We start from the raw sequence: 22,323 nt of genomic DNA, 5'->3' as shown, positions 1-22,323 counted from the left end.
CGCCGACCGTCCTGGAAGGGCTCTAGCGTCGGGCCATGACCTCCCCCTCCGGCACCCCCGCCCCCTCCGGCCGCGACGTCGTGCTGCTCGCCGGTCTCTGGCTCACCGGCGACGCCTGGGACGCGGTGGCGGCCGAGCTGACCCGGCTCGGCCACCGGCCCGTCGTCCCGCCGCTCCCCGGGGCCGACGACGGCGCCACGACCGCCACGCTCGACGACCAGCTGGCCGCGGTGGTCGCCGCCGTCGACGCGGCCGAGCGCCCGGTGGTGGTCGGCCACTCCGCCGCGGCCTCGCTCGCGTGGCTGGTCGCCGACCGCCGGCCGGCCGACGTCGCCCGGGTGGTGCTCGTCGGCGGCTTCCCGGGCGCGGACGGCACCGCGTACGCCGACTTCTTCCCCGTCGTCGACGACGTCATGCCCTTCCCGGGCTGGACGGCCTTCGAGGGTCCGGACTCCGTCGACCTCGACGAGGACGCCCGCCGCCGGTTCGCCGCCGCGGCGGTGCCGGTCCCGGCCGGGGTCGCCCGGGCGGAGCTGCGGCTCGGTGACGATGGCCGCTACGCCGTGCCCGTGACGCTGGTCTGCCCGGAGTTCAGCCCCGACGACGCCCGCGCGTGGATCGCCGCCGGCGACCTCCCGGAGCTGGCCCGCGCCGCCGAGGTGGACCTGGTCGACCTCGACTCCGGGCACTGGCCGATGCTCACCCGGCCGCAGGCGCTGGCCCGGTTGCTCGACGGGTTGCCCGCGGAGGGCTGAGGCCTCGACGGGCGCCGGGCGGCCCTTCGACGGTCTCAGGGAGCGGTGCTGTCAGCGGGGCGGGAGGCCGTCCTCGAGGTAGGCCGTCTCGCCCGGGCCGAGGCCGGCGGCGAGGGTCAGGCGGCGGTGGGAGAGCGGCGTCACCAGGGCGGCCGCCTCCTCCAGCGTGCAGAGCCGGGCCTGGATGATCTCGCTGGGCTGCAGCACGAAGCGGTCGAGGTCGTCCTCGCTCACCAGGCCGCCGTCGTAGACGAGCTCGAGCGCGTCCTCCCAGCCCAGGTAGGGCGGCATCCAGTCCGCGACCAGCAGCCGGCCGACCGGCCACTCGACGCCCAGCTCCTCGCGGAGCTCGCGCAGCGCGCCCAGCCGGGGCGGCTCGCCGGCCTCGACGATGCCGCCGGGCAGCTCCCAGTCGGCCTTGAACCGGGTCTCGCAGAGCATGACGCGGCCCTCGACGTCGCGGAGCAGGACGTGGGCGATCAGCCGCTTGCGCGGCAGCGCCGAGCTCATCACCGCCGAGAACCCGTCGGGGCCGCTGACGACGTCGCCGGCCAGCCGGGCGAACAACCACTCGTCCTGGTGGCCGCCCTCGCCGTCGGGCCGGGCCTGCCGGCGGACGCCCTCCAGCCGGAAGCCGGCCAGCAGCAGGGCGCGCCGGCCCCAGCCGTCCTCGGCGGCTACGGCGGCCTGCAGCCGTCGCACCCCGGGTCCGCCGAGCGCCGCGGCGGCGGCCGCGGACACCGACTCGACCAGCCCGGCCGCCTCCGCCTCGCCGGCGACGCCGCTCCAGGCCAGGACGGCGGTGTCGCCGTCGACGGCGACGGTCAGCCCCAGGTCGGGCACCCCGGCGCCGGTCAGCCGGCGGAGCGTCGGGTGCGCCCGCGCTTCGCCGGGGCCGGGGCCGGGTCCTCGACGGGGGTCTCCGCCGCCGAGGACGGCGACGCGACGGCCGCCTTGTTCTTGGCGTCGGGGCGGGCGGCCGAGGCCGTGCCCGCCGTCGCCGCGGGCTGGGAGGGCTTGGCGTCCGCCTTCGAGCGGCGCGACCGCTTCGGCGCGGCCGAGGCGTCGTCGGCGCCGGCCTCGGGCGCGGTGGTGGTCACCGCCCGGGTCCGCGAGCGCGGCGACGCCTGCTTGGCCACCGCCCGCTGGCCGGCCTCGACCCGCGCGTCCTCCTCCGGCGTCGCCTCCTCCGCGACCGGCAGGAAGCGGAACCAGACCGAACCGAGCGGCGGGATCGTCACCGTCGCCGAGGCCGGGTAGCCGTGCGAGGGCACCGCACCGGCGACGACGCGGCCCAGGTTGCCGAACTGGCCGGTGCCGTCGTAGACCTCGGAGTCGGTGTTGAGGATCTCCTCCCAGACGCCCTCGGCCGGCAGGCCGATCCGGTAGTCGGTCCGCGGCTCGGCCGCGAAGTTGGCGAGGCAGGCGATCATCTGGCCCTCGCCGTCGTAGCGCAGGTAGGAGAAGACGTTGCCGCCCCGGTCGTCGGCGCTGATCCAGGAGAAGCCGGCGGGGTCGGTGTCGAGCGCGTGCAGCGCCGGGTTCGCCTTCTGGATCGCGTTGAGGTCCTTGACCAGGCGCTGCACGCCCCGGTGGCCGGGGGCCGCGCTCTCCTCCCAGTCCAGGCTGCGCTGCTCGGAGAACTCGCGGCGCTGGCCGAACTCGGTGCCCATGAACAGCAGCTGCTTGCCGGGGTGGGACCACATGAAGGAGTAGAAGGCGCGCAGGGTGCCGAACTTGCGCCACGCGTCCTCGGGGGCCCGCTCGAACATCGAGCCCTTGCCGTGCACGACCTCGTCGTGGCTGATCGGCAGGATGTAGTTCTCGGAGTAGGCGTACGCCATCGCGAACGTCATCTCGTGGTGGTGGTGCTGGCGGTAGACGGGCTCCCGGCCGAGGTAGCGCAGGGAGTCGTTCATCCAGCCCATGTTCCACTTGAAGCCGAAGCCCAGCCCGCCCGCGTCGACGGCGCGGGTGACGCCCGGCCAGGAGGTCGACTCCTCGGCGATCATCATGATCCCGGGCTTGCGCGCGTAGTTGTGCTGGTTGACCCGCTGCAGCAGCGAGACGGCCTCGAGGTTCTCGTTGCCGCCGTACTTGTTGGGGATCCACTGGCCGGCGTCGCGGGAGTAGTCGAGGTAGAGCATCGAGGCGACGGCGTCGATCCGCAGGCCGTCGATGTGGAACTCCTCCAGCCAGTAGTAGGCGTTGGAGATGAGGAAGCTCTGCACCTCGTTGCGGCCGAAGTTGAAGATGTAGGAGCCCCAGTCGGGGTGCCAGCCCAGCTTCGGGTCCTCGTGCTCGTAGAGCGCGGTGCCGTCGAAGCGCTGCAGCGCCCACGGGTCGGTGGCGAAGTGCCCGGGGACCCAGTCGACGATGACGCCGACGCCGGCGCGGTGCAGGCTGTCGACGAGGAAGCGGAACTCGTCGGGGGAGCCGAAGCGCGAGACCGGGGCGAAGTAGCCGGTGACGTGGTAGCCCCACGAGCCCTCGTACGGGTGCTCGGCGACGGGCATCAGCTCGACGTGGGTGTAGCCCTGCCAGGTCACGTACTCGACCAGCTGCTCGGCGAGCTCGACGTAGGTGAGCCCGCGCCGCCAGGAGCCGAGGTGCACCTCGTAGACGCTGACCTGCTCGGTGTGCTGGGTCTTCTGACCGCGGTACCAGAGCCACTCGTCGTCGCCCCAGGTGTAGCTGCTGGTGTGCACGATCGAGGCGGTGTGCGGGGCGGCCTCGCAGAACCGCGCCATCGGGTCGGCCTTGAGCCGCCAGACGCCGTCGCTGCCGAGCACCTCGAACTTGTAGAGCGCCCCGGTGCCGACGCCCTCGACGAACAGCGCCCACACCCCGGAGCCCGGGACCAGGTGCATCTGGCCGGCGTCGCCGTTCCAGCCGTTGAAGTCGCCGACGAGCCGGACGGTCTGCGCGTTGGGCGCCCAGACCGAGAACCGGGTGCCGTGCAGCTCGCCGCGCTCGGAGTCGTGCACCGAGGCCTCGACCGCGCCGAGCCGCCGCCAGCACTCGGTGTCGTGACCGGCGTGGAAGCCGCTCAGGGTCTCCCCGGTCAGTCCTGCGCTGAGATCGAACGCCATGAGGTCCTACTCCTTCGTGTCGACCGGGCGCCGCGCGCCCTGGTCCGGGTCGGCGGCCGAGGTCGCCGCGTCCGTGCTGGTGGGGTCGTGGGGGGTGGCGCCGGTCAGGGCGGCCAGGGCGCCGAGCGGGATCTGCACCCACTCGGGGCGGTTGCGGACCTCGTAGACCACCTCGTAGACGGCCTTGTCCGCCTCGTAGGCGCGCAGCGTGCCGGCGTCGGCCGGGTCGAGGGGACCGCCCGCGTAGCCGTCGAGGAAGGCGTCGCGGCAGGCTGAGGCCCAGGCCGCGCTGCCCGGTCCGGGCACGCTCGCCTCGGCGTAGCCGAACGAGCGCAGCATGCCGGCGATGTCGCGCCAGACGCTGTCGGGTGCCACCCGCTCGGCCATCGTCTTCGCCGGCTCGCCCTCGAAGTCGATGATCTTCCAGCCGTCGGGGGTGTGCAGCGTCTGGCCCAGGTGGAAGTCGCCGTGCACCCGCTGCACGTCGAGGTCGTGCCCGGCCAGCGCGCCGAAGACGGCCTCCAGGCCGGTCCGGTGGTCCTCGAGCGCGGGCGCGACGGCGCGGGCGGCGGCCAGCCGGTCGGCCATCACCGCCGCCACCCCGTCGCCGGGGCGCCGGTCGGTCGGGAAGGCCGCGCGGAGCGCGGCGTGGGTCTCGGCCAGCGCCCGGCCCAGGGCGCGGGCCTCGGCGGTGAAGTCGGCCCCCGCCTGCAGGGCGTGCAGCGCCAGGTCCCAGCCGTCGGTGGCCTGCGCCAGCTTCTCGACCACCATGGCCAGGTCGGCGGTCAGCGTCGCCGGGGCTCCGCTGGCGTCGGTCGTCGACCAGGTCGCCTCCGCCCAGCCGAACAGCCGGGCGACGTCGCTCGTCCCGGTCCGGGAGAGGGCGTCGTGCACCTCGATGTCGAGGTTGCGACCCAGCTCCAGGCGGCGGAAGAGCTTGAGCATCGCGACCTCGCCGAACATCACCGAGGTGTTGCTCTGCTGGCCCCGGAAGACCGACGGCTCCAGCTCGGCGGTGAGGCCCTCGGCCGCGCTGAGGTGGAAGCGCACCTCGGCGTCGTCGGCGCCCACCCGGCGCTCGTCGAGCAGGGCGCGCAGCAGCACCGAGGCCGCCGCGGGGTCCTGGGTGGCGTCGTAGGCGACGACGGGGCCGAGGTCGGCGTCGGTCCAGCGGCCGATCTCGGCGCCCTGCAGCTCGGCGTGCGGGGCGGGCCGGTAGGCCACGGCCAGCTGGTAGAGGTCGCGCGGGGCGCCGTCCAGCGGACCGTCGGGGGTGGTGACCTCCGGGGCGCCGTCGTCGGCGGGCGCCGGGTCGGGCCCCGTGCCGTCGTCGACGGGGGCGTCGAGGTAGGCCACCTCGACGACCTCGAGCCGGACGGCGGGGCCGGCGGCGTCGAGGTAGGCGGCCGGGTCGGTGAGCCAGGGCAGCGGCGTCACCCCGACGACGGCGGCCCGGCGGCCCTTGCCGCCGAACCAGCGGGCCCCGCTGACGTGCCGGAGCAGCTGCTCGGCGACGTCGGGGCTGAGGGCGGCGCTCACCGGCCGGTCGTGGTCGCGGCGGGGGCCGGGCCGTCGGCGGTCGGCTCGGGGTCCGGGCCCACCTCGGCGGCGCCGGTCACCGGGTTGCCCAGCTGGCGAGGCCCGGGGCGGACGATGCTCAGCACGTGCGCCGGGTCGTCGACGGTCAGCCGGACGAAGGCGCGCTGGCCCCAGCGCCAGGTCTGCCCGGTGAGCTCCTCGTGGACGAGGAAGACGTCGGACGCGCCGAGGCCCAGCGCCTCCATGTCGAGGTAGATCTCCGACTCGACCGTGGCCAGCGGGTCGAGGTTCACCACGGTGAGCACGACGTCGTCGCCGGTCCGCTTGGAGTAGACGATGACGCTGTCGTGCGGCGCGTGGTGGAAGTGCAGGTTGCGCAGCTGCTGCAGCGCGGGGTGCTCGCGGCGGATCGCGTTCAGGGTGCCCAGCAGCAGGTTGAGGTTCTCCCCGCTCGCCTCGGCCGCCTCCCAGTCGCGCGGGCGGTACTGGAACTTCTCCGAGTCCAGGTACTCCTCGCGCCCCGGGGCCAGCACGGCGTTCTCGAACAGCTCGAAGCCGGAGTAGACGCCCCAGGTGGGCGCGAGGGTGGCGGCGAGGACGGCGCGGATGGTGAACGCGGTCTTGCCGCCCCACTGCAGGAACGTCGGGAGGATGTCGGGGGTGTTGACGAAGAAGTTGGGCCGGAAGAAGGCGTCGGACTCCGTCGTCAGCTCGGTGAGGTACTCCTCGAGCTCCCACTTCTCGTTGCGCCAGGTGAAGTAGGTGTAGCCCTGGTGGAAGCCGGCCTTGCCGAGCGCGTGCATCATCGCCGGCTTGGTGAAGGCCTCGGCCAGGAAGAGCACGTCGGGGTCGGTCCGGCGCACCTCCGCGGTGATCCAGGCCCAGAAGTCGACGGGCTTGGTGTGCGGGTTGTCGACCCGGAAGATGCGGACGCCGTGGCTCATCCAGAGCTGGAGGATGCGCAGGCTCTCGGCGTAGATGCCGTCGCGGTCCCGGTCGAAGTTGATCGGGTAGATGTCCTGGTACTTCTTCGGCGGGTTCTCGGCGTAGGCGATGGACCCGTCGGCGCGCTGGGAGAACCACTCCGGGTGGTCCTTCACCCAGGGGTGGTCGGGCGAGGCCTGGAGGGCGAAGTCCATGGCGATCTCGAGCCCCAGCGACTTCGCCTTGGCGACGAACCGGTCGAAGGAGTCGAAGTCCCCGAGGTCGGGGTGGATGGCGTCGTGGCCGCCCTCGACGTTCCCGATGGCCCAGGGTGAGCCCGGGTCGGCCGGCCCGGGGGTCAGCGTGTTGTTCGGGCCCTTGCGGAAGGCGGTGCCGATCGGGTGGATGGGCGGCAGGTAGACGACGTCGAAGCCCATCGCCGCGGCCGCCTCCAGCCGCTCGTGGGAGGAGTCGAAGGTGCCGGAGACCCACCGCTGCGTGTCCGGGTCGAAGTGCGCCCCCTGCGAGCGGGGGAAGAACTCGTACCAGGAGGCGTAGAGCGCCTCCCGCCGGTCGACGAACACCGGGAAGTCGGGGCTGGGGGAGACCAGCTCGCGGGGGCCGTGCACGGCCATCGCCTCGCGGACGTCGTCGCCGAGCACGTCCTCGAGCCGGTCCTCCACCTGCTGCTCGGAGTCCAGGGCGGTGCCGGCCTCGCGGAGCAGGGTGGCGACGGCGGTGTCGCCGGCTGCCTCGGCGCGGGCGGCCGCACCGGCGAAGAGGGCCTTGCCCTCGGTGCAGACCAGGGCGACGTCGATGCCGGCCGGGATCTTGATCTCGGCGTTGTGCACCCAGGTCTCCCACGGGTCGTCCCAGCCCTCGACGCGGAAGGTCCACGCGCCCTCGGTCTCCAGGACGACCTCGGCGGCCCACCAGTCGAAGCCGGCCGGCGTGCTCGGGTGCATGCGCTCGACGCGCTCCCGACCGGTCGGGTCGGTGAGGACGACCGAGGCGCCGACGGCGTCGTGGCCCTCGCGGAAGACGGTGGCGCGGACGGCGAACGCCTCCCCGACGCTGGCCTTGGCCGGGTAGGCGCCGCCCTCGATGACGGGGGACACCTTGGTCACCGGGATGCGGCCGAAGGCCGTGCCGCGCTCGGGCGGGGTGATGACGACGGCGGGCGGCTGGCGGTCGTCGGACGGGACGCTGGTTCCAGTGCTGGCGGTGGTCACGGGGCCAACCTATCGGTACTGCTCCGGCCCGCTCCCCGAGGTGCGGGGGCCGTGGCGGCCCCGGGCGGGAGGCGCTCGAGCCGGTGCGCGACGCCCCGTGGACAGCCGGGTCGCGGCGTCCCCACGCGGGGGTCGGCGCCGCTAGGGTGCCTCCGTGCGCGCCATCCGTCGATTCACCGTCCGTCCCGTGCTGCCCGAGGTGCTGAAGCCCCTCGGCGACCTGGCGCGCAACCTGCGCTGGTCCTGGCACGCGGACACCGAGGACCTCTTCCGCTCCGTGGACCCCGAGCTGTGGGCCTCCACCGGCGGCGACCCGATCCGGCTGCTGGCCGACGTGCCCGCCGAGCGGCTGCAGACGCTGTCGGGGGACAAGAAGTTCCTCAAGAACCTGCGCGGCGTCCAGGCCGACCTGGCCGACTACCTCAGCGGCGACCTCTGGTACCAGTCCTGGGCGGCCGAGAACCCGACCGCCCCGCAGGGCATCGGCTACTTCTCCCCGGAGTTCGGGATCACCGAGGTGCTGCCGCAGTACTCCGGCGGCCTCGGGATCCTCGCCGGGGACCACCTCAAGACGGCTTCCGACCTCGGCGTGCCGATCATCGGCGTCGGCCTGCTGTACCGGCAGGGCTACTTCCGGCAGTCGCTGAACGCGGCCGGCTGGCAGCAGGAGCGCTACCCGCTGCTGGACCCCAACGCGCTGCCGCTGACCCTGCTGCAGGACGCCGACGGCCCGGTCCGGATCGAGGTCCCGCTGGGCGGCCGCACGCTGCACGCCCAGGTCTGGCTGGCCCAGGTGGGGCGGGTGCCGCTGCTGCTGCTGGACTCCGACGTCGAGGCCAACGCCGGGCCCGAGCGGGAGACGACCGACCGGCTCTACGGCGGCGGCACCGACCACCGGCTGGCCCAGGAGGTGCTGCTGGGCATCGGCGGCGTCCGGGCCATCCGGGCCTACTGCCGGGTGACCGGGGCCCCCGCGCCCGAGGTCTTCCACACCAACGAGGGCCACGCCGGCTTCCTGGGCGTGGAGCGGATCCGCGAGTACATGAACGACGGGCTCGACTTCGACACCGCCCTCGAGCGCTGCCGGGCGGGCACCGTCTTCACCACCCACACCCCGGTCCCGGCCGGCATCGACCGCTTCCCGCACGCCCTGGTCGTCGACCAGTTCGCGAGCTTCGACCCGGTCCCGCTGGACCGGGTGCTCGCGCTCGGCGGCGAGGACTACGAGGGCGGCGACCCGCACATGTTCAACATGGCGGTGATGGGCTTCCGCCTCGGCCAGCGCGCCAACGGCGTCTCGCTGCTGCACGGGGAGGTGTCCCGCGGCATGTTCCAGGGTCTGTGGGACGCCTTCGACACCACCGAGGTGCCGATCGGCTCCATCACCAACGGCGTCCACCACTACACCTGGGTGCACCCCCGCCTGCTGGAGCTGCTGGAGGCGCCGTCGGGCAGCAAGGCCGCCAGCGTCGTCGACGGCTACGACTGGAACGGCCTGGCCACGGTCCCCAGCAAGACCATCTGGGACCTCAAGCGCACCATGCGCGACGAGCTCGTGGCCATGACGCGCACCCGGCTCACCGAGAGCAGCCTGGGCCGGGGCCTCGGCGCCGAGTGGGTGGACGAGGTGCTCGACCCCGACGTCGTCACCTTCGGCTTCGCCCGCCGGGTGCCCTCCTACAAGCGGCTCACCCTCATGCTCCGCGACCCGGAGCGGCTCAAGGCCCTGCTGACCGATCCCGAGCGGCCGATCCAGATCGTCATCGCGGGCAAGTCGCACCCGGCCGACGAGGGCGGCAAGGCGCTGATCCAGCAGATGGTGCAGTTCGCCGACGCGGCGGACGTCCGGCACCGGATCGTCTTCCTGCCCGACTACGACATCTCGATGGCCAAGCCGCTCTACCCGGGCTGCGACGTCTGGATGAACAACCCGCTGCGGCCCTACGAGGCCTGCGGCACCTCCGGCATGAAGGCCGCGCTGAACGGTGCCGCCAACCTCTCCATCCGGGACGGCTGGTGGGACGAGTGGTACGACCCGGCCTTCGGCTGGGAGATCCCCTCGGCCGAGGGGATCGACGACCCCGACCAGCGCGACGACCTCGAGGCCCGCGCCCTCTACGACATCATCGAGAACGAGATCGTCCCGCGGTTCTACGACGTCGACGGCGACGGCATCCCGGAGCGCTGGGTGCAGATGATCCGCGAGACCGTCGCCGGCCTCGGCCCCAAGGTGCTGGCCTCGCGGATGGTGCGCGACTACGTCACCCAGCTGTACGGCCCCGCGGCCGCGTCGACGCACGCGGTGGAGTCGGCCGACGGCGGCGCCGAGGGCCTGGCGCTGTGGAAGCGCCGGGTCCGCGAGGCGTGGGAGGGCGTCAAGGTCGACCACGTCGAGAGCCTCGACGGCGACCAGCTCGAGGTGGGCGCGAAGCTGCATGTCAGCGCCCTGGTCCGGCTCGGCGAGCTGACGCCGAACGACATCGAGGTGCAGCTGGTCACCGGACGGCTCGACTCCGACGACCAGCTCCGCGACCCGCGGGTCAACCCGTTCCCGACCGGCACCGACGTCGGGGACGGCCTGCGCCGCTACGAGGGCTGGGTGGAGGCGAAGCGCTCCGGCGCGATCGGCTACACCGTCCGCGTCGTGCCGCACCACCCGCAGCTGGCCAACCAGGCCGAGATGGGCCTGGCCACCCTGCCCGCCGACCTGCCCACCCCGCCTTCGGCCGAGCCCGTCTGACGCCGGCCCTTCGACAAGCTCAGGGAGCGTGGGTCGAGGCCCACCTCCGCTGCGAACGGGTTGTGAGGACTTCGACCGGGAACACCCGGTCGAAGTCCTCACAACCGTCAGCTGCGCGGGCCGTCGACCGCCGGCCAGGTGGTGCGGTAGAAGCGCAGGTAGTCGAAGCCCGCGGTGAGCGCCGGGGTGTCCCCGCCGTGCGCGACCAGGCCGATCCTGGGGCTGGTGCCCGGAGCGAAGGCCCAGACCGCGCCCCAGGTCCAGGCCTTGCCGTCGCGGCTGGTCGCCGCCCGGTAGAGGTGCTCGCCGGCGGCGTCGGTGGTGTGGGCGAGCCGCAGCCACATCTCCGCGTCGGGCGTCCCGACGATGGCGCCGCCGTAGCTGGTCCGGCCGTCGGAGGTGGCCACGAGCTCACGGCCGAACTCGGTCTGCCGGGTGTTCCAGATGGCGACCGAGGACAGCCGGGCGAAGTCGTCGTCGCCCCGGTAGGCGACGAGCCCCGCCTGCTGGAAGTTGCGGACCGTCTCCTCACCCAGGTCGAGGTCGAGCTTGGTCTCGGCGATCCAGGTGCCCTCCGGCGTCCGGTCGCTGAGCAGCACCCCGGCGTTGTTGCTCTCGCCGGTGAGGTCGGCGGCCTGGAGCGGCCAGCGCAGCTGCCCGGACGCGACGGTCGCGTCCGCGTCGCGCCGGACCCAGGTCCAGTCGTCATCGGCCAGCGGCCCGCTGAAGTCCTCCGCCCGGATCAGCGCGCCGCGCTGCGGGACCGGGACCAGCCGGTCGGCCTCCACGGCGAGCCGGCGCACGGAGACGTTGTCGACGACGGCCCGCGTGCTGCGCAGCCGCAACGGGGCGCTGCGCAGCCGCAGGTCGCGGTCGGTGAGCCGGACCTCGGCGAACGGGTCGCCCAGGTCGTCCTCGCTGAGCTGGGCGAGCACCCCGCCGCGGTCGACCTCGACGACCAGGGTGCGCCACCCGTCACCGCGCAGCCCCAGGTCGTCCGTCCGGGTGAGCGTCGAGCGCCCCGAGCCGGAGCGGACGGTCAGCCGGGCGGCGCGCTCGTCGACGCGGACCCGCACCTGGTCCTGGCCGCGGCCGAGCCGGACCTCCAGCGGTCGGTCACCGCGCACGTCGAGCCGGAGCCGGACCGAGGAGCCGGTGACGTCCTGCGTGGTGCGGGCGGTGCCCCGGACGCGTCCGGCGGCGCCGGATTGGATGTCCCGCGGACCCGGTCGCAGACCGCGGAAGCCGCGCGCCGCCGGGTCCGACGGCGTCAGGCCCAGGTCGCTGCCGGTGACCGGTGCGGGCTGCGGGGTGTCGCTGGGGCCGGCGCCCGCGCGGGTCCGCGGCCAGCCGTCCACCCAGTCGACCCGGTCGAGCAGCATCGGCCGCTTCGTGATGCCGAAGGGCTCCTCCAGCCACGCGTCGTCCCGGTCCAGGGCGTGGTAGACGAGGAAGTCGCGGCCCGCGTGGTCGGTGGCGAGGGCGTGGTGCCCCGCGCCGATCCAGCGGTTGCCGTTCTGCGTGACGAGGATGGTGCCGCCGGCCCGGGACGCGGTCAGGCTGATGCCGTCCTCGTCCACGAAGGGTCCCATCGGCGAGCGTGAGCGACCGGTGAAGACCGAGTAGCCGGTGGTCGGCCCCGCGCAGCAGTTCGCCGAGGAGGCCATCAGGTAGTACCAGCCGTCGTGGCGCACCACGTAGCTGCCCTCGAACTTGTTGTCGATCGCGACCAGCGTCGGCTCGCCGGTGGCCGTCAGGCCGTCCTCGCTCACCCGGGTGGCCCAGACGCCGCCGTTGTAGCTGCCGAAGTACAGGTAGCGCTGGCCGTCGACGTCGGTGAAGCCGCTGGGGTCGAAGGTCCAGAGGAAGTCCCGGGCCGCGGGGTCGGTGCCCGGCCGGGTCCGCGGCGCGACCACCGGGGCGTCCGACGGCGTCCAGGGACCGGTCGGCGACGGGGAGGTCGCCACGCCGATCGCCGAGTCGGCGTCGCCCGGGTCGAGCGTGGTGTCGGTGACGGTGTAGTAGAGGACGTACCGGCCGTCGACGTAGCGGACGTCGGGGGCCCAGAGCCCGGACGTCGGCGTCGCCCAGGTGGGCCGGTTGGTCTCGTCGAAGACGGTGCCCTGGTACTGCCAGCTGACGAAGTCCCGGGTGCGGGCGATGTGCATGACGCCCGGCTCGTCACCGGCGCGCAGCGGGTCGGCCGTCGAGTACGCGTACCACCAGCCGTCCTTGGCCTCGATGATCGACGGGTCGGCGAAGGTGTCGGCGAAGGACGCGCTCACCGGGTTCTCGTAGGTGGCCCGCGCGGGGGCGGCGGTGGCCGCGACCGGGGCGCCGACCAGGCCGAGACCCGTCACCGCGGCGACCAGCAGGGCCGCTCCGCGGACCCGGCGCCGTGGCGATCGGGACGCGCCTCGCGCGCCTGGACGGGATCGGACCTGGGGGTCCTGAACGGCCATCTCGACTCCTTCGTCGGTGCTGGGCGGTGGTGCTGGGCGGGGCGGTGCGCCGGCGCCCCCACGAGGGCGGCGGACCCGGTCAGGGCCGGGACGACCTCGTCCGGGGTGCAGCGCGGCTCACCGTAGCGGGTGGCTCCGACAGCCGGCCGCGGGGTCGGGCCGGCGCCGCCCGCTCAGCCCGCCAGGGCGTCGACGACCTCGCCGAGCGCGGCCCGGGCTGCGGGCTCGAAGAGCGGGATCGAGGCGAAGCCGTGGATCGCGTCGGGGTAGAGCACCCGGCGGACGGCGACGCCGTCGGCCTCCAGGGCGTCGGCGTAGCGCAGCGCGTCGTCGCGCAGCGGGTCCTGGCCGGCGGCCACCAGCAGGGTGGGGGGCAGGTCGGACTTGTAAGGCGCGTGCAGCGGGCTGACCCACGGGTCGGCCGGGTCGAGGCTGTCCGGACGGCCCTGGGGGACGTAGCGGGCGCCGAACCAGTCGAGCGAGCGGCGCTGCAGCATCGGCGCGTCGGGCAGCTCGTCGATCGAGGGCGAGGCCAGCGTCAGGTCGGTGATCGGGTACAGCAGCAGCTGGTGCACCAGGGCCGGCCACGCGGGGTCCTCGCGGTGCGCGTCGCGCGCGGCCAGGGCCACCAGCGCGGCCAGGTTGCCGCCGGCGCTCTCGCCCATCACCGACACCTGCTCCGGGTCGCAGCCCAGCCGGTCCGCGTGCCCCACCAGCCAGCGGGTCGCCTGCCAGCAGTCGGTGAAGGGCCCGGGCGCGGGGTGCTCCGGGGCCAGCCGGTAGTCCACGGACGCGACGGTGACCGGCAGCCGGGCGGCCAGGTTCCCGCAGAGCCAGTCGGCGGCGGTGAGGTTGCCGTAGACGAAGCCGCCACCGTGGAAGTTCACCACCAGCGGCGTCGGACCCCCGACGCCGTGGCGCCGGTAGAGGCGCACGCGGAGCCGGGCGCCGGGGACCGGCACGGACAGGTCGTCCAGGACGACGTCGCGGCCCACCGGACCCAGGACGGCACGGGCCAGCGGGCGGGGCAGCTCCCGCCGGACGCCGGCCAGGTAGGCCGCGGTGGGCGGGTCGGGCTTGGGCAGCCGGCGCAGCGCGCCGACCAGCACCCGGGTGCGCAGGTTCACCGCGGCCGCGCCTCAGTCGACCTGGAGGACGACCACGCAGCGGCCGGGCAGCTCCAGCGTCGAGCCGGCGGCCAGCTTGTCGCCTGGCAGCTCGTGCTCCTGCGCCGAGCTGGCGACGACGGTGTAGGTGTGGGCCCAGGGGCCGTCGGGCAGCGCCACCCGCGTCGCCTCAGCGCCGGCGTGCAGCCAGATGAGGAAGGCGGCGTCCTGCTCGCGGTCCGGGGCGTCCTCGGCGAGGTAGATGCCGAGCGTCCGCCGGCTGCCGTCGTGCCAGTCGTCGGCGGTCATCTCGTGCGGGGCGCCGCCGAACCAGGCGAGGTTCTTGCGCCCGGTCGAGCGGCCGGTCGGGTCCAGCAGCGGCTCGCCGTGCCGGTAGGCGGTGCGACGGAAGACGGGGTGCTCGGCCCGCAGCTGCAGCAGCCGGCGGGTGAGGTCGGTGAGGTCGCCCCACTGCTGGGCGGTGTCCCAGTGCAGCCACGAGATGGGGGAGTCCTGGCAGTAGGCGTTGTTGTTGCCCTGCTGGGTCCGGCCCAGCTCGTCGCCCGCGGTGATCATCGGGACGCCGTTGGACAGCAGCAGCGTGGCCATGAGGTTCTGGGCCTGCCGGTGCCGCAGCGTGACGACGTGCCCGTCCTCGGTCTCGCCCTCCACGCCGCAGTTCCACGAGCGGTTGTCGTCGGTGCCGTCGCGGTTGGACTCGCCGTTGGCGCCGTTGTGCTTGACGTCGTAGGTGACGAGGTCGCGCAGGGTGAAGCCGTCGTGCGCGGTGACGAAGTTGACGCTCGCCTCGGGCGCCCGCTCGGCGAAGATGTCGGGGGACCCGACGAGGCGCTGGGCCAGCTCGGCGACGCCGTGGGTCGCCCCGCGCCAGAAGTCGCGCACGTAGTTGCGGAACCGGTCGTTCCACTCGCTCCAGCCCTCGCCGAACGCGCCGACCTGGTAGCCGTAGGGCCCCATGTCCCAGGGCTCGGCGATGAGCTTCACCCGGCTGAGCACCGGGTCCTCGCGCAAGGCCACCTTGAAGGGGTGCTCCTGGTCGACGTGGTGCTGCTCGTCGCGCAGCAAGGTGGTGACGAGGTCGAAGCGGAAGCCGTCGACGCCCATCTCGGTCACCCAGTAGCGCAGCGAGTCCAGCACCAGCCGCAGCACGCCCGGCTCGGAGGTGTCGACGGAGTTGCCGCAGCCGGTGACGTCGTAGTCGTCGCGCTGGTCGTCGGTCAGCCGGTAGTAGCCGAGGTGGTCCAGGCCGCGGAAGGCCAGCGTCGGGCCCTCGTGGCCGCCCTCGCCGGTGTGGTTGTAGACGACGTCGAGGATGACCTCGATGCCCGCCTCGTGCAGGGCCGAGACCATCTCCTTGAACTCGCGGACCTGCTGGCCCAGCGTGCCCACGGAGCCGAAGGCGGAGTGCGGGGCGAAGTAGCCGAGGGTGTTGTAGCCCCAGTAGTTGGAGAGCCCGCGGCTGATGAGGAACGGCTCGGAGACGAACTGGTGCACCGGCAGCAGCTCGACGGCGGTGACGCCGAGGTCGGCGAGGTGCTGCACGACGGCCGGGTAGGCCAGCCCGGCGTAGCTGCCGCGCAGGTGCTCGGGGACGGCCGGGTGCAGCCGGGTGAAGCCCTTGACGTGCAGCTCGTAGATGACCGAGCGCTCCAGCGGCACGGGCTCGGCGATCGGCGTCGGGGGCGGCGAGTCGGCCACCACGACCGAGAGCGGCACCGAGGCGAAGGAGTCCGTGGCGTCGGGGACGAAGTTGGCGTCGGGGAGGTGGTCCAGGATCGGGCCGGAGTAGTCGACGCCGCCGGTCACGGCGCGGGCGTAGGGGTCCAGCAGCAGCTTGGCGGGGTTGAACCGGGCGCCCGAGGCGGGGTCCCACGGCCCGTGCACCCGGTAGCCGTAGCGCTGCTCGGCGCCGATCCCGGGCACGTGCGCGCTCCAGACGCCGTCCGCGCCCAGCGCGAGGTCGACGTTGGTCTGCCGGCGGTCCTCGTCGACCAGGGCCAGCTCGACGCGGGTCGCCCGCGGGGCCCAGAGGCCGAAGGTGGTCCCGCCGTCGCGCACGTGGGCGCCGAGCAGGGACGTGTCCGCCGGGACGGGCAGCGCGGTGGAGGTGGTCATGACGGGCCTTCGGCTCGGACGGCGATGGAGCGGGTGCAGCGGTGGTCGCCCGTTCTGACACCGTTGTCGGCGCGAGAGAAGAGTAGCGGGCGACCTAAATCCGGACCTATTAGATACCCCGGGCCGGGGTCTGGTCTGCAGATCGGCCGACAAGACCCGGCCGGGCGCGGCGGTCGAGCCCGGCGGCGGCGGGGTTAGGGTCGCGAGATGAGCGAGGTCGCACCCGGGGCAGAGCACGTCCGGCTCGAGGTCGAGGACGGGGTGGCCGTCCTGCGGCTGGACCGGCCGAAGCTCAACGCGCTGGACGCCGCCATGCAGCGCCGGATCGGCGCGCTGGCGCTGGAGTGCGGGACCCGGGACGACGTCGCCGCGGTGGTCCTCACCGGGGGCGAGCGGGTCTTCGCCGCCGGCGCCGACATCAAGGAGATGCAGGCGCTGAGCCACGCCGACATGGTCGCCCACTCCGGCGTCCTGCAGGCGGCCTTCACCGCCGTCGCCCGGATCCCCAAGCCGGTGGTCGCCGCCGTCAACGGCTACGCCCTCGGCGGCGGCTGCGAGCTGGCCCTGTGCGCCGACGTCCGGATCGCGGCCGACGACGCCACCTTCGGCCAGCCCGAGATCAAGCTGGGCGTCATCCCGGGAGCCGGCGGCACCCAGCGGCTCGCCCGGCTCGTCGGACCCAGCCGGGCCAAGGAGATCGTGCTGACCGGCCGCTTCGTCGGGGCCGCGGAGGCGCTCGCCCTGGGCCTGGTGGACCGGGTCGTCCCCGCGGCCGACGTCCTCCCGACGGCGCTGGCCTGGGCGCGGCAGTTCGTCGGCGGGCCGGCCCTGGCGCTGCGGGCGGCCAAGGAGTGCGTCGACCGCGGTGTCGAGGTCGACCTCGACACCGGCCTGGAGATCGAGCGCGCCCAGTTCGCCGCCCTGTTCGCCACCGAGGACCGGGCCACCGGGATGCGGTCCTTCGTCGAGCAGGGGCCGGGCCAGGCCCGCTTCGCCGGCCGCTGAGGACGCCTGCACCGCCGACAACCCGCGGGCCGCGGCGCGCGACGGGTGCCGGGACCGGGTCGCGCCCGCCGGTGCCGGCCTGTGGGAGCCTTCCGGAGGAGCCGTTCCCGGGTTACCCGCGGGTAATGTGAGGGCGTCCGACCCGGCGCAGGTGCCTGCGCCCGTCCTGAGCGGAGCAGCAGATGAAGATCCTCGTCCTGGTCAAGCACGTGCCCGACGCGACCGGTGAGCGCACCTTCGCCGCGGACGGCACCGTGGACCGCGAGGCCGGCGACGGCCTGCTCTCCGAGCTGGACGAGTACGCCCTCGAGCAGGCCCTGCGGATCGCCGACGAGCGCGACGACGTCGAGGTGGTCGCCCTGACGCTGGGCCCCGACGACGCGGCGGCGGCCCTCAAGCGCGCGCTGCAGATGGGCGCGTCGGCCGGCATCCACGTCAGCGACGACGCCGTGCACGGCGCCGACTACCTGGGCACGAGCACCGTCCTGGCCGCGGCCGTCACCAAGGCCGCCCCCGACCTCGTGCTCTGCGGGATGGCCTCCACCGACGGCAGCGGCGGCGTCGTGCCGGCCATGGTCGCCGAGCGGCTGGGCTGGCCGGCCGCCACCTTCGGCGCCACCCTGGAGCTGACCGGCTCCACGGTGCGGATCCGCCGCGACGACGACACCGCCAGCCTGACCGTCGAGGCCGACCTGCCCGCCGTGGTCAGCGTCACCGACCAGTCCGGCGAGGCCCGCTACCCCTCGATGAAGGGCATCCTGGCCGCCAAGAAGAAGCCGGTCGAGACCTGGTCGCTGGCCGACCTCGGCGTCGACCCCGCGCAGGTGGGCCTGGCCGCCGCCTGGACGACGGTCCTCGAGGCCACCCCGCGACCGCCCCGGCAGGCGGGCCGGGTCGTGCCCGACGAGGACGGCGCCGGCGCCGGTGCGCTGGTGGAGTTCCTCGTCGCCGGCCGGTACGTCTGACCGCCCTGCCGCCCCCGCCCTGCTGACCGCGCACCGCCCGCGCACCCGAGAGGAACCCCGATGCCCCAGGTCCTGGTCGTCGCCGACGTCACCGACGGCGCCGTCGCCAAGCCCACGCTCGAGCTGCTGACCCTGGCCCGCCGGATCGGCGACCCGGTCGCCGTCGTGCTGGGCCCGGGCGCCGAGGACGCCGCCGCCCGGCTGGGCGAGTACGGCGCCACCCGCGTGCTGTCGGTCACCGACCCGGCGCTGGCGGAGTTCCTGGTGGCCCCGCAGGCCGAGGCGCTGGCCCAGCTCGTGGCCGCCGAGCAGCCCGCGGCCGTGCTGCTGGGCACCGGCGCCCAGGGCAAGGAGGTCGCCGCCCGGCTGGCCGTCAAGCTCGGCTCCGGGCTGATCACCGACGCCGTCGACGTCGCCGCCGACGGCTCGACCACCCAGGCCGTCTTCGCCGGCGCCTACAGCGTGCACGCCGCGGTCACCCACGGCGTGCCCGTGATCACCGTCAAGCCCAACGCCGTCACCCCGGAGCCCGCCCCGGCCACCCCGGCCGTCGAGCCGGTCGACGTCACCATCTCCGACTCCGCCCGCGGCGCCCGGATCGTCGCCGTCGAGCCGCGCGCCGCCAGCGGCCGACCGGGCCTCACCGAGGCCGCCGTCGTCGTCTCGGGCGGTCGCGGCACCGGCGGCGACTTCGGGCCGGTCGAGCAGCTCGCCGACAGCCTCGGCGGGGCCGTCGGTGCCTCCCGGGCCGCGGTCGACTCGGGCTGGTACCCGCACGCCTACCAGGTGGGCCAGACCGGCAAGACCGTCTCGCCGCAGCTCTACGTCGCCGCCGGCATCTCCGGGGCCATCCAGCACCGGGCCGGCATGCAGACCTCCAAGGCCGTCGTCGCGGTGAACAAGGACGCCGAGGCGCCGATCTTCGCCCTGGCCGACCTCGGCGTGGTCGGCGACCTGCACCAGGTGCTGCCCGCCGTCGCCGCCCAGGTGGCGGCCCGCCAGGGCTGAGGACGTGCGGTGAGCCGGACCTACCTCGACCACGCGGCCACCACGCCGATGGTGCCCGAGGCCGTCGCCGCGATGACGGCGGAGCTGACCCGCGTCGGGAACCCCTCGGCCGCGCACGGCTCGGGCCGGGCCGCCCGCCGGGTGCTCGAGGACGCCCGGGAGCTGATCGCCGCCCGGGTGGGCGCCGACCCGGCCGAGGTCGTGCTCACCTCCGGCGGCACCGAGAGCGACAACCTCGCCGTCAAGGGCGCCTGGTTCGCCCGCCGGGACCGCCGCCGCGACCGGGTGGTGACGTCGGCGGTGGAGCACCACGCCGTCCTGGACTCCGCCGCCTGGCTGGGCGCCGCCGAGGGCGCCACGACCGTGCTGCTGCCGGTCGACGGCACCGGCCGGGTGCCCGAGGCCGCGGTGGACGCGGCCGTCGACGAGCGGACCGCCGTCGTCTCGGTGATGGCCGCGAACAACGAGGTCGGCACCCGCCAGCCGCTGGCGGCGGTCGCCCGGCGGGCCGCCGAGGTGGGCGCGGTGTCGCACAGCGACGCCGTCCAGGCCGTCGGCCACGTGCCCGTCGACTTCGCCGCCAGCGGTCTGGACCTGCTGACCTTCACCGCCCACAAGCTCGGCGGCCCGGTCGGCGTCGGCGCCCTGCTGGCCCGCCGCGAGACCGCGCTGGCCGCCGTCCAGCACGGCGGCGGCCAGGAGCGCGAGATCCGCTCCGGCACCTTCGACGTCGCCGCCGTGGCCGGCTTCGCCGCGGCCGTCGAGGTGGCGGTGCGCGACCTCGAGGCCGAGGAGGTCCGGCTGCGGGCGCTCCGGGCCGAGCTGGTCGCCGGCGCGCTGGCCGCCGTGCCGGGAGCCGTGCTGCGCGGCACCCTCGACCCCGAGCGCTCGCTGCCCGGGGTGACCAACCTCGGCTTCCCCGGCTGCGCCGCCGACGCGGTGCTGATGGTCCTCGACGCCGCCGGCCTCGACTGCTCGGCCGGCTCGGCCTGCTCGGCCGGGGTGCCGCGGCCCAGCCACGTGCTCACCGCCATGGGCCTGGCCGACGACGACGCCCGGTCCTCGGTCCGCTTCTCCCTCGGCCGGGGCAGCACCGGGGCCGACGTGGCCGCGCTGCTGGCCGTGCTGCCGGACGCAGTCGCCCGGGCCCGGGCCGCGACCGCCGTCGGCTGAGCGTCCGGGTCCTCCCGCGCGACCTGACAGACTGGACGCCGCCCGGTCCGTGCCGGGCGGGGGAGGGGACGTGATGAGGGTGCTGGCCGCGATGTCCGGCGGGGTCGACTCCGCCGTGGCCGCCGCGCGCGCCGTCGACGCCGGCCACGACGTGACCGGGGTGCACCTGGCGCTGTCGAAGAACCCGCAGTCGTTCCGCTCCGGCGCCCGCGGCTGCTGCTCCCGCGAGGACGCCCACGACGCCCGCCGCGCCGCCGACCGGCTGGGCATCCCGTTCTACGTCTGGGACCTCTCCGACCGCTTCGCCGCCGACGTCGTCGACGACTTCGTCGCCGAGTACGCGGCCGGCCGGACGCCCAACCCGTGCCTGCGCTGCAACGAGAAGATCAAGTTCGAGGCCGTCCTCGACCGCGGGGTCGCCCTCGGCTTCGACGCCGTCTGCACCGGCCACTACGCCCGGCTGGTCGACGGTCCCGACGGGGTCGAGCTGCACCGCGCCGTCGACGACGGCAAGGACCAGTCCTACGTGCTCGGCGTGCTGCGCGCCGACCAGGTCGCCCGGTCGCTGTTCCCGCTCGGCGGCACCCCCAAGCCGGAGGTCCGCCGCGAGGCCGAGCGGCGCGGGCTCTCCGTGGCCGCCAAGCCGGACAGCCACGACATCTGCTTCATCCCCGACGGCGACACCGCCGGGTTCCTCGACGCGCGGCTGGGCCGCCGGGCCGGCTCCGTCGTCGACGAGACCGGCACGACGGTCGGCGAGCACGAGGGCACCCACCACTTCACCATCGGCCAGCGCCGCGGGCTGCGGCTCGGCGTGCCCGCCGCGGACGGCAAGCCGCGCTACGTCCTCGACATCTCCCCGGTCACGGGCACCGTCACCGTCGGCCCGCAGGAGGCGCTCGCCGTCCGCGGGATCGACGCCCGGCGACCCAGCTGGGCGGGGCCGGTCCGGCTGGGGCCCTGGCGCGGGCACGTCCAGGTCCGCGCCCACGGGGCGGCGCTGCCGGCGTCGGCGCTGCTGCAGGCCGACCGGGTCGAGGTCACCCTGGACGAGCCCGCGACCGGGGTCCCCCCCGGCCAGGCCGTCGTGCTCTACGAGGGCACCCGGGTCGTCGGCGGCGCCACCATCGAGGGGACCAGCGCGTGAGCGCCGAGGTCGTGCCGGTCCTCAGCACCGGCATCGGCTCCTGGCCGGGCGCCGACGTCGAGGACGCGGTGAAGATCGCCTTCGCCGAGGCCCCCGACCTGCCCTACCTGCCCGAGCTCCCGGCCCGCGGTCCGCACGCCGGTCTCGTCGGCCGCAGCACGGCGCTGCTGGCGGGGCTCGCCTTCGACCTGCAGCCCGCCGGCTGGCGGCTCACCGACGCCTCCAGCCGCGACCACCGCGCCGCCCGGTCCACCCTGCGCAGCGATCTCGACGTGCTGGAGGAGCAGGCCCAGGACTACGCGGGCCCCTACAAGATCTCCGTCGCCGGCCCCTGGACGCTGGCCGCGACGCTGGAGCGCCCGCGCGGCGACCGCGTGCTGGCCGACTCCGGCGCCCGCCGCGAGGTGGTGCAGTCCCTCGCCGAGGGGCTGTCCGACCTGGTCACCGAGCTCGCCCGGCGGCTGCCCGGCCTCGACCTCCGGGTGCAGCTGGACGAGCCGCTGCTGCCCGCGGTGATGCGCGGCGAGGTGCCCACGGCCAGCGGCTTCTCCCGGCACCGCGTCGTCGACCTGCCCGCGCTGAGCGGCGCCGTCGAGCACGTCGTCGAGCGGCTGGCGGGGACCCCCGTCGTCGTGCACTGCTGCGCCGCCGGTGCCCCGGTGGACCTGCTGCGGCGGGCCGGCGTGGCCGCGGTCTCCCTCGACCTCGACCAGCTCGTGCCCGCCGACTGGGACGCCCTCGGCACCGGCGTCGAGCAGGGCCTGGACCTCTGGCTCGGCGCGCTGCCCACCGACCGCGCGGCGGGCGCCGACGAGGTGGCCCGCCGGACCCTGGCCCCGCTCCGCGCCCTGGGCCTGGAGCCCGGGCCGCTGAGCGAGCACCTCGTGCTGACGCCCGCCTGCGGGCTGGCCGGGGCCACCGTGCGCGGCGCGGTGCAGGCGCTGCGCACCGTCCGGACGGCCGCGGGGATCGTCACCGACCAGCTCGCCGACTAGGCCGCGCGCGCCCGCCCGGGCCGCCGGCGGGGCTGCGGCATGAT

The 22,323-nt window shown here is 75.0% G+C and carries 15 protein-coding genes; 8 read left to right on the top strand and 7 right to left on the bottom strand.

Annotated features, from left to right (window positions below; genetic code table 11):
- Window positions 1-35 precede the first annotated feature (35 nt).
- Entirely contained in the window at window positions 36-755 is a 720-nt protein-coding gene (locus tag JOF54_RS02595; protein WP_210052730.1) for an alpha/beta fold hydrolase, read from the top strand.
- 51 nt (window positions 756-806) lie between these two features.
- Here JOF54_RS02595 and JOF54_RS02590 read toward each other — a convergent pair whose 3' ends face one another.
- Genes JOF54_RS02590 through JOF54_RS02575 form a run of 4 tightly spaced genes read right to left on the bottom strand, consistent with a single transcriptional unit; the run spans window position 807 to window position 7,479 of the window.
- Window positions 807-1,598, bottom strand: a complete 792-nt coding sequence (locus JOF54_RS02590; protein WP_210052728.1) for an NUDIX domain-containing protein — start codon at window positions 1,596-1,598, stop codon at window positions 807-809.
- Window positions 1,599-1,609: 11 nt separating this feature from the next.
- Window positions 1,610-3,847 (bottom strand): 1,4-alpha-glucan branching protein GlgB, encoded by a 2,238-nt coding sequence (gene glgB / locus JOF54_RS02585; RefSeq protein WP_210052726.1) that lies wholly within the window; start codon window positions 3,845-3,847, stop codon window positions 1,610-1,612.
- Window positions 3,848-3,853: 6 nt separating this feature from the next.
- Window positions 3,854-5,386, bottom strand: coding sequence for a maltokinase N-terminal cap-like domain-containing protein (locus JOF54_RS02580; RefSeq protein ID WP_210052723.1), 1,533 nt, complete (start codon window positions 5,384-5,386; stop codon window positions 3,854-3,856).
- Window positions 5,383-7,479 carry an alpha-1,4-glucan--maltose-1-phosphate maltosyltransferase gene (locus JOF54_RS02575; protein WP_307804451.1) on the bottom strand — a complete coding sequence of 699 codons (2,097 nt, stop codon included), beginning with the start codon at window positions 7,477-7,479 and terminating at the stop codon, window positions 5,383-5,385. Before JOF54_RS02575 ends, JOF54_RS02580 begins: the two co-directional genes overlap by 4 nt.
- Window positions 7,480-7,696: 217 nt before the next feature.
- On the opposite strand from JOF54_RS02575, the gene glgP reads away from it, so the two are divergent.
- Complete coding sequence (glgP, locus tag JOF54_RS02570; RefSeq protein WP_210052719.1) at window positions 7,697-10,282, top strand: alpha-glucan family phosphorylase; 2,586 nt, start codon at window positions 7,697-7,699, stop codon at window positions 10,280-10,282.
- Window positions 10,283-10,389: 107 nt separating this feature from the next.
- On the opposite strand, the gene JOF54_RS02565 is transcribed toward glgP, so the two are convergent.
- From JOF54_RS02565 to glgX, 3 genes are all read right to left on the bottom strand, one after another.
- Complete coding sequence (locus JOF54_RS02565) at window positions 10,390-12,642, bottom strand: glycoside hydrolase family 43 protein (RefSeq protein WP_307803754.1); 2,253 nt, start codon at window positions 12,640-12,642, stop codon at window positions 10,390-10,392.
- Between the two features lie 275 nt (window positions 12,643-12,917).
- Window positions 12,918-13,871, bottom strand: a complete 954-nt coding sequence (locus JOF54_RS02560; RefSeq protein ID WP_210052715.1) for an alpha/beta hydrolase — start codon at window positions 13,869-13,871, stop codon at window positions 12,918-12,920.
- A 12-nt stretch (window positions 13,872-13,883) separates the two neighbouring features.
- Window positions 13,884-15,986 carry a glycogen debranching protein GlgX gene (gene glgX, locus JOF54_RS02555; protein ID WP_210052713.1) on the bottom strand — a complete coding sequence of 701 codons (2,103 nt, stop codon included), beginning with the start codon at window positions 15,984-15,986 and terminating at the stop codon, window positions 13,884-13,886.
- Window positions 15,987-16,193: 207 nt separating this feature from the next.
- Between glgX and JOF54_RS02550 the strand changes: the two genes are divergently transcribed.
- From JOF54_RS02550 to JOF54_RS21710, 6 genes are all read left to right on the top strand, one after another.
- Window positions 16,194-16,991 (top strand): enoyl-CoA hydratase/isomerase family protein, encoded by a 798-nt coding sequence (locus JOF54_RS02550; protein WP_210052711.1) that lies wholly within the window; start codon window positions 16,194-16,196, stop codon window positions 16,989-16,991.
- A gap of 182 nt (window positions 16,992-17,173) precedes the next feature.
- The gene (locus JOF54_RS02545; protein WP_210052710.1) at window positions 17,174-17,956 is read left to right on the top strand and encodes an electron transfer flavoprotein subunit beta/FixA family protein; all 783 of its coding nucleotides are present in this window, start codon (window positions 17,174-17,176) and stop codon (window positions 17,954-17,956) included.
- A gap of 60 nt (window positions 17,957-18,016) precedes the next feature.
- Window positions 18,017-18,964 carry an electron transfer flavoprotein subunit alpha/FixB family protein gene (locus tag JOF54_RS02540; RefSeq protein WP_210052708.1) on the top strand — a complete coding sequence of 316 codons (948 nt, stop codon included), beginning with the start codon at window positions 18,017-18,019 and terminating at the stop codon, window positions 18,962-18,964.
- A gap of 9 nt (window positions 18,965-18,973) precedes the next feature.
- On the top strand, window positions 18,974-20,137 hold the full coding sequence (locus tag JOF54_RS02535) for a cysteine desulfurase family protein (protein ID WP_210052706.1): 1,164 nt from the start codon (window positions 18,974-18,976) through the stop codon (window positions 20,135-20,137).
- A gap of 73 nt (window positions 20,138-20,210) precedes the next feature.
- The gene (gene mnmA, locus JOF54_RS02530) at window positions 20,211-21,284 is read left to right on the top strand and encodes a tRNA 2-thiouridine(34) synthase MnmA (protein ID WP_210052704.1); all 1,074 of its coding nucleotides are present in this window, start codon (window positions 20,211-20,213) and stop codon (window positions 21,282-21,284) included.
- A complete protein-coding gene (locus tag JOF54_RS21710) occupies window positions 21,281-22,279 on the top strand; it encodes a uroporphyrinogen decarboxylase/cobalamine-independent methonine synthase family protein (protein WP_307803753.1) in 999 nt (332 codons plus the stop codon). The genes mnmA and JOF54_RS21710 overlap by 4 nt, the downstream gene beginning before the upstream one ends.
- Window positions 22,280-22,323 lie beyond the last annotated feature (44 nt).

It is taken from the genome of Microlunatus capsulatus, from assembly GCF_017876495.1.
GTDB lineage: Bacteria > Actinomycetota > Actinomycetes > Propionibacteriales > Propionibacteriaceae > Microlunatus > Microlunatus capsulatus.
The sequence above is the reverse complement of the archived record's forward strand: the minus strand, read 5'-3'. Positions and strand labels throughout refer to the sequence as shown.

Bases quoted from the DNA above. Each gene is read 5' to 3' on its own strand.
- mnmA (WP_210052704.1), top strand. From the start codon at position 20,211: ATGAGGGTGCTGGCCGCGATGTCCGGCGGGGTCGACTCCGCCGTGGCC.
- JOF54_RS02550 (WP_210052711.1), top strand. From the start codon at position 16,194: ATGAGCGAGGTCGCACCCGGGGCAGAGCACGTCCGGCTCGAGGTCGAG.
- JOF54_RS02545 (WP_210052710.1), top strand. From the start codon at position 17,174: ATGAAGATCCTCGTCCTGGTCAAGCACGTGCCCGACGCGACCGGTGAG.
- glgX (WP_210052713.1), bottom strand. From the start codon at position 15,986: ATGACCACCTCCACCGCGCTGCCCGTCCCGGCGGACACGTCCCTGCTC.
- JOF54_RS02540 (WP_210052708.1), top strand. From the start codon at position 18,017: ATGCCCCAGGTCCTGGTCGTCGCCGACGTCACCGACGGCGCCGTCGCC.
- JOF54_RS02595 (WP_210052730.1), top strand. From the start codon at position 36: ATGACCTCCCCCTCCGGCACCCCCGCCCCCTCCGGCCGCGACGTCGTG.
- glgB (WP_210052726.1), bottom strand. From the start codon at position 3,847: ATGGCGTTCGATCTCAGCGCAGGACTGACCGGGGAGACCCTGAGCGGC.